The following is a 14,442-nucleotide window of genomic DNA, read 5'->3' as shown; positions in this document are numbered from 1 at the left end:
TCGTCACGGTTTTGCCACAGCACCCTCGACACCGTTGAGAAGTACGCGAAGTCCACTGCGAAAGTTCTCGACGGCGTCGTTCTCCAGATACGGCAAATCCGGATCGATCGGCTCTCTATCGTTTTCCAGAACGTGCAGCATCGGGAACTTCTTTTCGAGGTCGGGCTCGATCTCCAGCAGCACGGCGGAGCGCGCGTACCACCACTCCTCGTCGGCCTCGCCGGTCGCACCGCCCGCGGCCCGCGCCTCGGCCACGGTCTGGGCGGCGCCGCGCACGAAGTAGTTGATGGCGCCGACGATGCCGCGCAGCTCGCGTCCCGGCAGGCCGGTGGACACCAGGATCGCGGCCAGCGCCTCGATCACCGCGAACTCGTGCGGGCCGAGCACCGGGCGAGCCTGCGAGACCTGCAGCACCCAGGGGTGTCGGGCGTAGCACTCCCACATGTCGTGCGCCCACTGCGTGACGGCAGCGCGCCAGCCGTCGCTCAGATCGTAGGAGGTCGGCAGCTCGGCCATCGTGCGGTCGTACATGAGGTCGACGAGCTCGTTCTTGCCCGGCACGTAGGTGTACAGCGCCATGGCGGTGCGGCCGAGGCGCTCCCCCACCGCGCGCATCGAGAAGGCCATGCCCTGCTCGTCGGCGACCGCGATGCCGGCGTCGACGATCGCGTCCACGCTCAGGCCCGGCTTCGGGCCGGGACGTTTCTCCGTGGCCGATCCGCGCCAGAGCAACTCGATGGACCGACGCGGGTCCCCCTGACCTGCGTAGACGACCACGGTTGCGACTCCTTACGGCGTAAAGTAACCTCGTTGGTCGACACTTTACCGCATAAAGAATCATTCCAGGGGGAACGCACTGTGACTACCGTCGGGAATGCTGTCGCAGACAGCCACGACGTGATCCAGGTCCGCGGGGCCAGGGAGAACAACCTCGCGGACGTGTCGCTCGACGTCCCCAAGCGCCGCCTGACCGTCTTCACCGGCGTGTCCGGCTCCGGCAAGTCCTCGCTGGTCTTCGGCACGATCGCGGCCGAGTCGCAGCGCATGATCAACGAGACCTACACCGCGTTCCTGCAGTCGTTCATGCCGTCGATCGGGCGCCCGGACGTGGACGCGCTGCACAACCTGAGCGCGGCGATCATCGTCGACCAGGAGCGGATGGGGGCGAACTCCCGTTCCACCGTCGGCACCGCGACCGACGCGCACACGATGCTGCGGATCGTGTTCAGCCGGCTCGGCGAGCCGTACGTCGGCACGTCCGGCGCGTTCAGCTTCAACCTGCCCGAGGGCATGTGCCCGGCGTGCGAGGGGCTGGGCAAGGTCACCACCATCGACGTCGACGCGATCGTGGACCGCTCGAAGTCGTTGAACGAGGGCGCGATCGACGCCCCGAACTACGGCGTCGGCACCTGGTACTGGCAGGTGCTCGCGAACTCCGGCCTCTACCCCGCCGACAAGCCGATCGCGCAGTTCACCGAGCAGGAACTGCAGGACTTCCTCCACAAACCGACGACGAAGCTGAACGTCGGCGGCACCAACGTCACCTACGACGGCCTGATCCCGAAGCTGCAACGCACGATCCTGTCGAAGGACCGCGAGTCGATGCAGCCGCACGTCCGGGCGTTCGTCGACCGCGCCGTCACGTTCGCGACCTGTGGCGACTGCCGCGGCGCACGGCTCAACGAGGCAGCGCTCGCCTCGAAGATCCGCGGGGTGAACATCGCCGACTGCTGCGCGATGCAGATCAGCGACCTCGCGAAGTTCGTGCACTCGATCGACGACCCGTCCGTGGCGCCGCTGCTGGCGACGTTGCGCAACACGCTGGACTCGCTGGTGGAGATCGGCCTCGGCTACCTGTCGCTGGACCGCGAGTCGGCCACGCTGTCCGGCGGCGAGTCGCAGCGCGTGAAGATGGTGCGGCACCTGGGATCCTCGCTCACCGACATCACCTACGTGTTCGACGAACCGACCGTCGGCCTGCACCCGCACGACATCCAGCGGATGAACAACCTGCTGCTCCGGTTGCGGGACAAGGGGAACACCGTCCTGGTCGTCGAGCACAAGCCGGAGACCATCGAGATCGCCGACCACGTCGTCGACCTCGGGCCCGGCGCGGGCGTGAACGGCGGGCACCTCTGCTACTCCGGTGACGTGGCCGGGCTGCGGTCCTCCGGCACCCTGACCGGCCGGCACCTCGGCCACCGGGCCAAGCTGCGGCCGGAGTTCCGCTCCCCCCAGGGTTTCCTGACGATCAGCGGCGCGCGGACGAACAACCTCAAGGACGTCTCGGTCGACCTCCCGCTCGGGGTGCTGACCGTGGTCACCGGCGTCGCGGGCTCGGGCAAGTCGTCGCTGATCCACGGTTCCTTGCGCAAGCGGCCGGACGTGGTGACGGTCGACCAGTCACCGATCCGCGGGTCACGCCGGTCGAACCCCGCCACCTACACCGGCCTGCTCGACTCGGTGCGGACCGCGTTCGCCAAGGCCAACGGCGTGAAGGCCGCGTTGTTCAGCGCGAACTCCGAAGGCGCGTGCACCCACTGCAAGGGCATCGGGCTCGTCTACACCGACCTGGCGATGATGGCCGGCGTCGCGACGGTGTGCGAGAAGTGCGAGGGCAAGCGGTTCACTCCAGAGGTGCTGCGCTACACGTTGCGGGGCAAGAACATCAGCGAGGTGCTCGGCATGTCCGTGGCCGAGGCGCACGCGTTCTTCCCGTCCGGCCAGGCGCACGCGGTGCTGGGGCGCCTGCACGACGTCGGGCTGTCCTACCTCTCGCTGGGCCAGCCGCTGACCACGCTGTCCGGCGGCGAGCGGCAGCGGTTGAAGCTCGCGATCCGCATGGCGGAGAAGGCCTCCACGTACGTGCTGGACGAGCCGACGTCCGGGCTGCACCTCGCGGACGTCGACCAGCTGCTCGGGCTGCTCGACCAGCTGATCGACGCCGGCAACACGGTGATCGTGATCGAGCACCACCTGGCCGTGATGGCGCACGCGGACTGGATCGTCGACATGGGTCCCGGTGCCGGTCACGACGGCGGTCAGGTGGTCTTCACCGGCACGCCCGGCGACCTCGTCGGCTCGTCCGGCACGCTCACCGCGCAGCACCTGAAGGAGTACTTGTCGTGAGCCTGCTGACCGTCACGTCGGTGCTGCCTCTGACGCCGCGAATGGCGCGGATGACGTTCACCGGGGACGGGCTCTCGGAGATCGGGACCTGGCCGGACCAGCAGCTGAAGCTGTTGTTCCCCAAGCCGGGCGGGTCCGCGCTGGTGTCGGAGTCTCCTGATGTGAGCGTGTGGTACCAGGCCTACCTCGCGATGCCCGAGCCTGAACGGCCGTGGATGCGCAGCTTCACCGTGCGCTCGTTGGTCGACGGCGTGCTGACCGTGGACTTCGTGCTGCACGGCGACAACGGCCCCGCTTCCAGTTGGGCGGCAAGGGCTCGGCCGGGTGACGTCATCGGGCGGTTCGGGCCGTCCCGCGACTACGCCCGCCCGCTCGGCACCGCGGACCTGCTGGTGTTCGCGGGCGACGAGACGGCGTTGCCCGCGATCGGTTCGCTCCTGGAACTGCTGCCCGCCGCGCAGAAGTGGCTGGCGTTCGTCGAGGTGGCGGATCCGGAGGAAGAGCAGCCCCTCCCCGGCGTGCGGTGGGTGCACCGCAGTGCCGGGGAGGACCTGGTCTCGGTGGTGTCGGAGGTCGAGGTTCCGGCCTCGGTGTGGGTGTGGCTCGGCGGCGAGGCCTCCGCGGTCCGTGCGCTGCGCAGGCACTTCGTCCGTCTTGGTGTGTCCAAAAAGGACATCGACTTCGCCGGCTACTGGCGGCGCGCCCTGACCCAGGACGACGCCCCCACCACCGAGGACCTCGCCGAGGCCCGGGAACGGATCGCCGCGCTCAGCGAGTGACCACCAGAACAGCACTGTTGGCCGGCACGTCGACCGTGGTCGTCGTGCCGGTCACCTTCACGTTCTTCGGCCGGGGCGTGAACTTCGCGTTCTTCTCGACCTTCGACCCCGCGATGGTGATCGCCGTGGAGTCGAGCGCCGGCGCCGTCAACACGTAGACGCTGGCGTGCCTGGCCTTCTTGGGCAACGCGATCGTCGCGGTGACGCTGGTCGTGTTCTTGTTGTTGACGAACGCGTTGTTGCCGATCCCCCACGCCGTGACCTCTTCGGCCCCGGTGACGGCCGCCGCGTGATGGGCACCCGGCCCGGCCAGCTTCCACAGCAGCTCGCCGTAGTAAACACCCTGCACGCCAACGGGGTTGAGTCCGTCGTACTTGATCGGCGAGTAGTGCAGCGGGAACTGGACGCTCGTGCCGCCGTGGAAGTTGATGCCACTGCCCTGCTGTGCCGCGACACCGGCCATGTAGTCCAACGACCACAACGCCGCCGCCTGCACATCACTCACCCCGGCCGCGCCACCGTGGTAGTAGTTGTTCGCCTCGGTCACCCGCCACTGCGGGATCCCGTTGGCCTCCTTGGCCTTGCGCATCGCGGCGCTCGCGGTCGGCAGCCGCCCGGACTTGTTCGACGCGAGCATGCCGGGGATCGACGCCTCGGTGTTGCGCGCGATGTACTGGTGCGTCGAGAGAATCGTCGCGCCGCGCTCCTTCTGCGTGCGCCCGAAGTCCATCGCCCACGCCGTCTTGTTGGCCTCGCCGGGCCCGTCGAACCTCGCTCCCGGCACCTTCGCCCTGATCGCGTCGGCGAACTTCGTGAACAGCGCCTCGTACTCCGGCCACGTCTTCACGTACACGTTCGGCTCGTTGCCGACCTCGAACGCCACCAGATCCCTGCCCAGCGTTTTCGCCGCGACCTCGGCCTCCTCCGCGGCCTTCTCCGGCGTGTTGGTCTTGAGGTTGATGCCGTAGACGACCTTCCACCCGGTCGCTTTCGAGAACATGGCGAGCTCACGGATGTCATCCGGCGTGACCTCGGTCGGGACGCCACCGGTGCCCGCCGGGTTCCACGTGGTCATGTCCACGAGGTTGCCGCCGATCCGCAGCAGACTCGGCCCGAGCAACCGGAAGAGCCGGACCAGATCGGTGTTGCGGGCGTTGAACATCCGCGCGCCGACCCGGTCCTTCTCGTAGCTGAACCCGGCGAAGTCCCTGCCGACCTGACTGCCGCCGGCCGGATCCACCCGCACGCTGACGGCGGGCGCGGCCTGCGCCGGTGAAGCACCGGCCACGATCAACAGGGCAGCTATGACCGCTGCACGAAGCATCAGAAGTCCCTTCGTCCGTGCGGCGGCCCTTCGACCTTAGATCGGATGTTTCCGGAATTCGAGTACGCAACGCGCGTCCGTCACCTCAGTTACTCCTTCCAGCACCAATCCATGCGCTTCCGCCAGCCGCTCAAACTCTTCGACGCTGCGCTCACGTCCGCCGAAGTGCACCAGCATGATCAGGTCCATCTCAGTGCTGGCACCCATACCTCGGATGGCTTCGACGACAATCAGCCTGCTGCCCGCCGACATGGCCTCGACGACACGCGCCAGCACACGCCCGGCCTGCTCGTCGTCCCAGTCGTGCAGGATGTCGAACAGCACGTACGCGTCGCCGCCCTCCGGCAACGGGTCGAAGAAGCTTCCTTCCGTCGCCTCCGCCCGGCCTTCGAACCGCGCGAGGTTCCGCCGCGCCGGACCGACCTCCAGGTCGACGAGATGCCCGCGCACCTCGGGATTCGCCGCCAGCACGGCGGTGAGCAGATCACCGGGCCCGCCGCCGACATCGACGATCAAGCCGAACCGCGCCCAGTCGACCGCTGCCACGAACCGCGGGATCCGCTCCTGGATCCGCCACGTCATCTGCCGGTCGAACGCGTCCCGCAGGCGCGGCTGCTCGGACAGGTCCGCCCAGAAGTCCTGGCCGTACCGCAGCGGGTAGGCGGGCTCGCCGGTCCGGACGCTGTGGGCGAGGTCGACGAACGCCAGATCCGCACGCCCGGCAGCGGTGTCGTGGTGGAGGAGGTTGTGCAGGCCGTTGCCCGCGTCTTCGCACAGCAACGCGCCAAACTCGGTGGTGCGGTAGCCGGCGGCGGTGCGTTCGACGACGCCGAGGGTGGCGAGATGGCCGAGCAGCAGCTCGAGGGCCGTCGGGTCGACGCCGAGTTCGGCGGCGAGAAGGCCGACGGCGGCGTGCGGTTCAGCGGCGGCGGGGTCGGCGGCAGCTTGGCCGGCTGGCCGCGCGGCGGCAGGTTCAGCGGCGGCGGCAGCAGCTTGGCTGACGGGTCGCGCGGCAGGTTCGGCGGCGGCGGCGGGGTCAGCGGCAGCTTGGCTGGCGGGCCGCGCGGCGGCAGGTTCAGCGGCGGTGGATTCGGCGGCGGCCGGGCCGACGGTCACGGGGTCGGCGGTGGCAGGGTCGGCCAGTTCAGCGGCGGCGGCCAGGGCGGCGTCGGCGGCAGCTCGGCTGGCGGGTCGCGCGGCGGCAGGTTCAGCGGCGGCTGGTTCAGCGGCGGCGGCCGGGCTGGCGGTCACGGGGTCGGTGGCGGCCGGGTCGGTGGCGGCCGGGTCGGTGGCGGCCGGGTCGATGGTGGCCGGGTCGATGGTGGCCGGGTCGATGGTGGCCGGGTCGATGGTGGCCGGGTCGATGGTGGCCAGGGCGGTGACGGTGACGGCAGCGGCTGAGGCGGCGGTGTCGGTGGCGGTGGCGGCCGGTTCGGCGGCGGCACGGTCGGCGGCGAGCGTGGCGGCCTGACCGTCATCGGCCCGCAGCCGGTCGGGCAGGCCCAGGGTCACCGCGACCCTCAGCGCCATCGGCGTGACCAGGCCGGACATCTGTCGGAGCGCTTGTACGTCGTTGTCGTTTCCCACGTGGATCCACCCTGCCACTGCGGGCAATCCAATTTCTGTCCACACTGAAGCAACAGGGAGTACGACACCGAAACCCGATGCGCCTACCGTGTGTCCATGAGGACCAACTGGGCGGGCAACGTCACGTTCACCGCGGCTCAAGCCGTCGAGCCGGTGTCGGCCGACGACCTGCGCGCGCTTGTCCGCGGTTCGTCTGCGGTGCACGTCGTCGGGTCGGGGCATTCGTTCAGCCCGATCGCGGACACCTCGGGCACGCTGGTGTCCCTGGCGGCCATGCCCGAGGTCTTCGAGGTGTCGGGCCACAGCGTCCGGGTCGGCGCCGGCATGACGCTCGCCGCCCTCGCCCCCAAGCTCGAGGCCGCGGGCCTGGCGCTGCACACGCTGCCGTCGTTGCCGCACATCACCGTCGCCGGCGCGATCGCCACGGCCACGCACGGGTCGGGCGCGCGGTCGCTCGCGGGGGCGGTCAGGTCGGTCGAGGTCATGCGGGCCGACGGCTCGACGATCGAACTGACGTCGCCGGGCGCCGCGGTGTCACTGGGCGGCCTGGGAGTCGTCACGACGGTGACGCTGGACGTGGTGCCGTCCTTCGAGATCGCGCAGACGGTGTACGAGCACGTCGCGTGGACGACGCTGCTGACGAACTTCGAGCAGATCCTCGACGGCGCCTACAGCGTGAGCGCGTTCGTCGACTGGAAGGGCGGCGCGACCCTGTGGGTGAAGCACCGCGTGGGCGACGAGCCGACCGCGTTCCCCGGCAAGGAGGCTGACGGCCCCCGCCACCCGGTGGTCGGACAGCCACCCTCGCGCTGCACCGAACAGGGCGGCGTGCCGGGGCCGTGGCACGAGCGGCTGCCGCACTTCCGGGCCGAGTTCACCCCGTCCGTCGGCCAGGAGCTGCAAACCGAATACTTCGTGCCCCGCACCCGCGCGGTCACCGCACTGCGAGCGCTCGCCGAGATGTCCACGGTCATCTCACCACTCGTACAAGCCTGCGAGATCCGCACCGTGTCCGCCGAACCGCAGTGGCTCAGCCCCGCGTACGACCGCGACAGCCTCGCCATCCACTTCACCTGGGTGCCCAACACCGAGGCCGTGCTCGCCCTCCTGCCACGCCTCGAGGAAGCCATCGCGCCACGACCGCACTGGGGCAAGCTCTTCACCGTGCCGCCGATGCTGCTGGCCGCCCGGTACCCGCAGTGGGACGCCTTCCGCTCACTGATCGACGAGCACGACCCGAAAGGCGTGTTCCGCAACGACTTCCTGACCCGCTACTTCGGCCTCAGCCCATCCAGCTGACGCCGCAAGAAGTCCGCCTCGGCTCCCCGCAGCCTCGTCAGCACCCGCCGAGCCTCGTCCCAGACCTCGATGGCGCGGGCACGGTCGTCGTCGCGGAAGACGGAGATCAGCCCTATCAACGCCCGCACTTCACCCGCCCGGTCACCGAGGCGGCGATAACCCGTCAACGCCTCCCCGAACGCGGATCGCGCCACCCCTAGCTCACTGTTGTCGAGTTGAAGATTGCCCATCGTCTCCTGAAGTCTCGCCGAGCCGACGAGATCGCCGGGTTCGAGCTGGGACAGGGAGATGGAAAGCTCGAGGATCGCCTGATCCAGGCCGAAGTCCTCGCGCGCCATCCGAATGAAGTCGATGACGATGTCCGCCCGGTCCTCCGGACGCACCGCCAAGTCACGCGCACGCCGCAGGTACTCGTCCGCTCCGTGATTCCGGCCCGCGACGCCCTCCAGGTAGGCGAGCTGCCGCAGCGCGGTGACCTGGTCGTCCAGCGGCAACGTGCCCCACTCGACGGCGTCCACCAGTTGCCGGCCGGCCCCGTCGACGTCACCGCGGTCCAGCAGCATCGATCCCAGGTCGAACGCGATCTGTGGCTCCAGCTCGGTGTCACCGGCACTGCGGGTACGGGCGACGCGCAGATGCTCCTCCGCCGAACCGGCGTTCCCGGCCCTCAGCTCCATGCGAGCGAGCTCCCGATGCACCAGCGCGTGCTCCCGATCACTGCCGCCAGCTTCCAGCGCCGCCTGGAAGTGGTCGACGGCCGCCGCGAGATCGTCTCGGTCACGGTATATCTCGCCGAGCAGGCGGTGGGCGCGCTGCGCGTCGGACGAGTTCGACATCGAGAGACTCAGCACGCGGTTCAGGTCGCGCTCGGCCTTGTCCAACCGCCCCAGGTCCTTGGCCAGTTCTCCGCGGAGCAGCATGGCGCTCGGCGTTTGCGCGGCCTCCAGCGCACGTCCGGCCAGCGTGTAGGCCCGGTCCAGGTCACCCCGGACCTGGAGCCTGCGGACCGTCGCGACGAGCACCCCTTCCCAATGTGGTCCGGCGTCCTGCCCAGTCAGCGTGTTCACGATGTCCACCACGAGATCGGAACCAGCGATCGGGTGCGCGGACGAGAGCTGCTTCGGCGCATCGCCCACGACGATCACCAGCCGGCCGGAATTGAGCTGCACCTGGTCGAGGATCTCCTGGATTCCCGCCGACGCCTGCGCGGGCGGATCGACGATCACGAAGTGCCGCACCATCGACAGCTCCGCCAACCGCCCCCGCACCGCCCGCACGCCCAATTCGAGCAGCTCGTCGGTCAGCGCCACCGCCCGTTCGGACGCGCCATGCACCAGGACGTCGTAGCGGAACCCTTGATCGGACCCACGGCGGCCGCGTTCCCTAGCTGCTGAGACGTAGGTATCTCGGTTGCTGACCAGCACATCGGCGTCCGCGAGCTGGTGCGCGAGCAACGCCGCGATGTTGTCCATGTAGTAGGAGACCGAGTCGGGGCTGCCGCTGCGTTCGTCGACGACTGCGATCTCCTCGCCAAAGCTCCAGTACGGCAGGTACGGCACCGTCGTACGCTCGACCAGCGCCAGCTCGGCCTCGTCGTCGCCCTGATCTGACGGCAGCCAGCTCGCGTAAAGGGGTGCAAACTGCTCCGCGATCGTGGTCCGCCACGACCGTGCCCGCTCGTACTCCTCCTTGCTGTCGAACCGCGAAACGATCGGCAGGTACAGCAACCCCGCCCGGTCATAGGGCAGCTTGTCGCGGGCATCCGCCGCACGCTGGGCCACCTCGAGCGCGCCAGCCAGGTTCTGCCGGTTCGGCGCGACGCACAGCACCAGCACATCCGGCAGTTGCGCGGTGCAGATGCCACCGATGTCGGTGATGCCGGTGCGACTGTCGATCAGGACGTAGTCGAACTTCTCTTCCCACTCCTCACGCAGCTTCTCGAACCGCCAGCCCAGATCGCCGTTGGCGAAGAGGTCCGGCCACGAGAGTCGCTGGGCGCGGTCGGCGTACGAGGAGTCCATCTGGCCGGCGGCCAGCAGGAAGAGGTTCTCGGTCTCCGGCACCAAGACCTCGACCGGCTCGATGTCGTCGAGCCAGTCGGAATCCCCGGTGATCCACTCAACCAGACCGCTCGTGACGGGGCCGTCGAGGTACGGCTTGAAGTATTCGTGCAGGCCTGGTGCGTCCAGGTCGAAGTCCACGCACAGCACGCGATTGCCCCAGCGGGCTAGCTGCACCGCGACGTTGGCGAGGCAGAAGGAACGGCCTACGCCGCCCTTGTACGAGTAGAAGGTGACGATCACGGCAGCCTCACAGCCTCGGCAACGGGCCGGGCGGCACCGTCTTCAGGTCCAACGCCGGCCGCACCACGCGCCACGCCGGGTCCCACGGCGGCGCGTTCTCGATGCGTTCCGCCACCTCTTTCGCCAGTTCCTGCACCTCCGTGAGGAAGTACTCGTAGTTGGCAGAGCGGCTGTAGACCTCGTAAGCCAGCGGCTTGTTCCAAGGTGTGAAGTCCCGTTGCTGGGTGGCGTGCGCCTCGGGCGGGTAGTGCTGCCCGTCGGCGTACCGAACGGGCAGCACCAGCTGCCGCGGCTGATCCGTGGTGCCGTAGCCGAGCATCTTGTGGCGTTCGAGCATGCTTTCCCACTCGGCCCGGCACCACGGCGATCTGAAGTACGGCGGCGAGAAGACGGCGACCATCACCCTCGAACGCAGCAACGCGCGTTCCAGGTTGTCCGGCCACGCGACTCCGGTCTCCTGGCGCCAGTCCACGAAGATCTCGGGGTCTTTGTCCATCTCGTTGCCGAGCCATTCCTTCAGAGCACGGTGGAAGTGCTCCTTCACCCACACGTCACCACCACCGCGGCGCGTGTAGCTCAGGAAGACGTCGTACTCATAGCCCACGCCAGCACATCGTGATCATCGCCCGTGCCATTACGAGGCGTCACCCTTCTGGCGCAGCGCCTCCAGCTGCTCGTCGGAGAAGCCGTAGGTCGTCGCGATGGTCATCTTCGGGCAGGTGATCAGGAGACCGGGGCCCCACTCCTCGACGACCTGGCCGCGCTGGTTCGCGGACTCGAAGAAGGGCTTGCCCGACACGTCCAACGGCACCTCGCGGCCCCAGAACACCGTGCGGCGGGCGGCGCCGGGCTGGAACTCGTGGGCGAACTTCAGCTGGTGCAGGAAGGTGATCCAGCCCTCGGTGATCTCGTCGTAGTAGTCGTCCCACTCGGGCGAGGTGCCCTTCGGAGCGCGGGTCAGCACGACGCGCGTGCCCTCGGGGATCGGGGTGAGGGTGAAGGTGTCGTGGCCGCCCTGGACGAGCAGCGTCCGGCCCTCGCCTTCCTCGGCGTGCTGGAAGTAGATGTGGTCGATCTCGGCGTCGAGCTCCGGGATGTCCCAGCCGTGCCAGTGCCGGATCTTCTCCTTCTCGCGGAACGACTGCCACACCTCGTCCACCGGAGCGGCGACGGTGATCTCGATCCGGACGCCTTCGTCACTGCTGCCGCTGATCATCTGCAACTCCCGGGTGGCCCATGGCGACCACCCGGTACGGGCGGCCTGACTCGGTGTCGTACTTCAGCGCGATCTGCCGCACCGCTTCGGCCAGGTCGCTGGTGAACCCGTGGACGTCGCCGGGCGCGCCGAAGCGGACCGTCGTCTCCACGGTGAACGTGAGCAAGCGCTTTCCCGCGTCCGCCGCGGCGCCGGACATCCGCTCGACCTCGCGAGCCGTGTCCTCGGCGACCGACACCAGGTGCGTTGCGGCGAACTGGTCCTGGACGTCCGCGGCGATCTCGCGGCCGGGCCGGGCGCGCAGGACGCGTTCGACACAGCCGCGGCGCTGCCGTTCCTCGACCAGCTCGACGAGTCCTGCCTGTTCCAGGGCTCGCACGTGGTAGTTGACCCGCTGCCGCGGCAGGTCGAGGGCCGCCGCGAGCTGGGTCGCCGACGCGGGCGACTTCAGCAGCTCCAGCAGCGATCTGCGCAACGGGGACAGCTCCACGCCTAGCACAGTCTCATTTGACAAAATCATTTGTCAATACCGGAACTCGACCGGAAACAGGCAAGTTCGTTGACGGTTGCAACAAATCGCCCCCACCCTGTGACCCGTGAGAATCCCCCTGCTGGTGGCAGCGTTGGCGGCAGCAGCGGTCGTTCCTGTGTGGACGGTCGCGGCGCAGGCCGACGTAGTGCCCGGAACCGCTTATCAAGTGACGAACGTCGGCAGCGGAAAGTGCGTGGAGTCGCAGGGATCGGCGAACGGCGCACAGCTCCGCCAACAGGCCTGCTCCGGGCAGACCTGGAAGTTCACGCCCACGAGCGACGGCTATTTCACGGTCGGCGAAGGCTCGGTGTGGGACGTCTCGAACGTGTCCACCACGGACAACGCGCTGGTGCACATGTGGCAGAACTTCAGCGCGAACAACCAGCAATGGCGTCCCGAACAGGTCGGCACGGACACCTACCGGTTCGTCAACCGCAACAGCGCCAAGTGCCTCGACGTGCCCGGTGCGTCCACCGGTGACGTCCAGCTGGTCCAGTACGCCTGCAACGGCACGAACGCCCAGCTGTTCCGGCTGGGCACCTCCACGCCGCCGGACCCCGAAGCTCCTGACTTCGGCCCGAACGTGCTGATCTTCGACCCGTCGATGCCCGCCAGCACCATCCAGGCGCGGCTCAACGACGTCTTCCGGCAGCAGGAAGAGGGCCAGTACGACGCGCGCCGGTACGCGATCATGTTCAAGCCCGGCAACTACAACGTCGACGTCAACATCGGCTTCTTCACCCAGGTCATCGGCCTGGGCCTGCTGCCGGACGGCGTGACGATCAACGGCCAGGTGCACGTCGAGGCCGACTGGTTCCAGGGCAACGCGACGCACAACTTCTGGCGTGGCGCGGAGAACCTCGCGGTCAGGCCTCCGAGCGGCACCAACACGTGGGCCGTCTCGCAGGCGTCCGCGATGCGCCGCACGAAGGTCTACGGCAACATGCAGCTCGACGACAACGGCTGGTCGAGCGGCGGTTTCCTGGCCGACTCCGTGGTCACCGGCCAGGTCCGCTCCGGTTCGCAGCAGCAGTGGCTGTCGCGCAACACCGAGTGGGGCTCGTGGGCCGGCGAGAACTGGAACATGGTGTTCGTCGGGGCTCGCAACGCGCCGCAGAACACGTTCCCCGAACCGCCGTACACGACGGTCGCGCAGACTCCTGTCGTGCGGGAGAAGCCGTTCCTGAACATCGACGGCGCCGGCAAGTACAACGTGTTCGTCCCCGCCCTGCGCAGCAACACCAGCGGCACCACGTGGGCGAGCGGCAACCAGCAGGGCACCAACATCCCGCTGTCGAACTTCTTCGTGGCCAAGCCGGGCACGAGCGCGGCGACGATGAACGCCCAGCTCGCGGCTGGCAAGCACCTGCTGCTCACACCGGGCATCCACCAGGTGTCCGAACCGATCCGCGTCACGCGTCCCGACACCGTGGTGATGGGCCTCGGTCTCGCGACCGTCATGCCCACCAACGGGAACATGGCGATCGACGTGTCCGATGTGGACGGCGTGAAGATCGCGGGCCTGCTCCTCGACGCGGCCCCGACCAACTCGCCGCTGCTGATGCAGATCGGCGCGCCGGGCAGCAACGCCAACCACTCGGCCAACCCGACGTCGGTGCACGACCTGTACGTGCGCATCGGCGGTTCGGCCATCGGCCGCGCCACGACCTCGTTGGTGGTCAACAGCCACAACGTGATCGGCGACCACCTGTGGCTGTGGCGCGGTGACCACTCCATCGGTGTCGGCTGGGACGTCAACAGGGCGGACACCGGCCTGATCGTCAACGGCAACAACGTGACGATGTACGGCCTGTTCGTCGAGCACTACCAGAAGTACCAGACCATCTGGAACGGCCAGGGCGGCCGGACGTACTTCTACCAGAACGAGATGCCCTACGAGGTGCCGAACCAGGCGGCGTGGATGAACGGCTCGACGCGCGGCTACGCGGCGTACAAGGTCTCCAACAACGTCACGACGCACGAGGCGTGGGGCCTGGGCAGCTACATCTTCGCCAACGCCAACCCGAGCGTGGTGGCCGACCGGGCGTTCGAGGTGCCCAACACGCCGGGCGTGAGGTTCCACAGCATGGTGACGATCTCGTTGGGCGGCAAGGGAACCATCGAGCGAATCATCAACAACTCGGGCGGACGGGTGACCGCCGGCTCTACCGAGGCCTACCTGGCCAACTACCCGTGATGTTTCCCCGAAGATCAATGTTCCACTGAGCGGTTTTGAATGACGCATCCCCATGCTCCGGTCCGCATAGACTGGA

11 protein-coding genes are annotated in these 14,442 nt (G+C 68.5%); 4 read left to right on the top strand and 7 right to left on the bottom strand.

The features are described 5' to 3' along the window. Window positions 1–3: 3 nt before the first annotated feature. On the bottom strand, window positions 4–777 hold the full coding sequence (locus ACWGE0_RS35750; protein WP_452265313.1) for a TetR/AcrR family transcriptional regulator C-terminal domain-containing protein: 774 nt from the start codon (window positions 775–777) through the stop codon (window positions 4–6). A gap of 81 nt (window positions 778–858) precedes the next feature. Between ACWGE0_RS35750 and ACWGE0_RS35745 the strand changes: the two genes are divergently transcribed. Both ACWGE0_RS35745 and ACWGE0_RS35740 read left to right on the top strand, forming a co-directional pair. After that, window positions 859–3,129, top strand: coding sequence for an ATP-binding cassette domain-containing protein (locus tag ACWGE0_RS35745; protein WP_452265312.1), 2,271 nt, complete (start codon window positions 859–861; stop codon window positions 3,127–3,129). Further along, window positions 3,126–3,908, top strand: a complete 783-nt coding sequence (locus ACWGE0_RS35740; RefSeq protein ID WP_452265311.1) for a siderophore-interacting protein — start codon at window positions 3,126–3,128, stop codon at window positions 3,906–3,908. Before ACWGE0_RS35745 ends, ACWGE0_RS35740 begins: the two co-directional genes overlap by 4 nt. On the opposite strand, the gene ACWGE0_RS35735 is transcribed toward ACWGE0_RS35740, so the two are convergent. Further along, window positions 3,898–5,232, bottom strand: coding sequence for a glycosyl hydrolase family protein (locus ACWGE0_RS35735; RefSeq protein ID WP_452265310.1), 1,335 nt, complete (start codon window positions 5,230–5,232; stop codon window positions 3,898–3,900). The genes ACWGE0_RS35740 and ACWGE0_RS35735 overlap by 11 nt on opposite strands. Before the next feature lie 36 nt (window positions 5,233–5,268). After that, a complete protein-coding gene (locus ACWGE0_RS35730; RefSeq protein ID WP_452265309.1) occupies window positions 5,269–6,819 on the bottom strand; it encodes a methyltransferase in 1,551 nt (516 codons plus the stop codon). A 96-nt stretch (window positions 6,820–6,915) separates the two neighbouring features. On the opposite strand from ACWGE0_RS35730, the gene ACWGE0_RS35725 reads away from it, so the two are divergent. Beyond that, on the top strand, window positions 6,916–8,118 hold the full coding sequence (locus tag ACWGE0_RS35725; protein WP_452265308.1) for a D-arabinono-1,4-lactone oxidase: 1,203 nt from the start codon (window positions 6,916–6,918) through the stop codon (window positions 8,116–8,118). Here ACWGE0_RS35725 and ACWGE0_RS35720 read toward each other — a convergent pair. The 4 genes from ACWGE0_RS35720 to ACWGE0_RS35705 are packed head-to-tail and all read right to left on the bottom strand — an operon-like array spanning window position 8,091 to window position 12,127. Then, window positions 8,091–10,421 carry a KGGVGR-motif variant AAA ATPase gene (locus tag ACWGE0_RS35720; protein WP_452265307.1) on the bottom strand — a complete coding sequence of 777 codons (2,331 nt, stop codon included), beginning with the start codon at window positions 10,419–10,421 and terminating at the stop codon, window positions 8,091–8,093. The genes ACWGE0_RS35725 and ACWGE0_RS35720 overlap by 28 nt on opposite strands. 7 nt (window positions 10,422–10,428) lie before the next feature. After that, window positions 10,429–11,025: a TIR domain-containing protein gene (locus ACWGE0_RS35715; protein ID WP_452265306.1), complete on the bottom strand. Its 597-nt coding sequence runs from the start codon at window positions 11,023–11,025 to the stop codon at window positions 10,429–10,431. 30 nt (window positions 11,026–11,055) lie between these two features. Beyond that, on the bottom strand, window positions 11,056–11,637 hold the full coding sequence (locus ACWGE0_RS35710; protein WP_452265305.1) for an SRPBCC family protein: 582 nt from the start codon (window positions 11,635–11,637) through the stop codon (window positions 11,056–11,058). Further along, window positions 11,618–12,127: an ArsR/SmtB family transcription factor gene (locus tag ACWGE0_RS35705; RefSeq protein WP_319970489.1), complete on the bottom strand. Its 510-nt coding sequence runs from the start codon at window positions 12,125–12,127 to the stop codon at window positions 11,618–11,620. Before ACWGE0_RS35705 ends, ACWGE0_RS35710 begins: the two co-directional genes overlap by 20 nt. A gap of 106 nt (window positions 12,128–12,233) precedes the next feature. Between ACWGE0_RS35705 and ACWGE0_RS35700 the strand changes: the two genes are divergently transcribed. Next, window positions 12,234–14,366 (top strand): RICIN domain-containing protein, encoded by a 2,133-nt coding sequence (locus ACWGE0_RS35700; RefSeq protein WP_452265304.1) that lies wholly within the window; start codon window positions 12,234–12,236, stop codon window positions 14,364–14,366. Window positions 14,367–14,442 lie beyond the last annotated feature (76 nt).

The organism is Lentzea sp. NPDC054927 (assembly GCF_053610285.1).
This window is presented reverse-complemented; position numbering and strand designations above follow the sequence as displayed.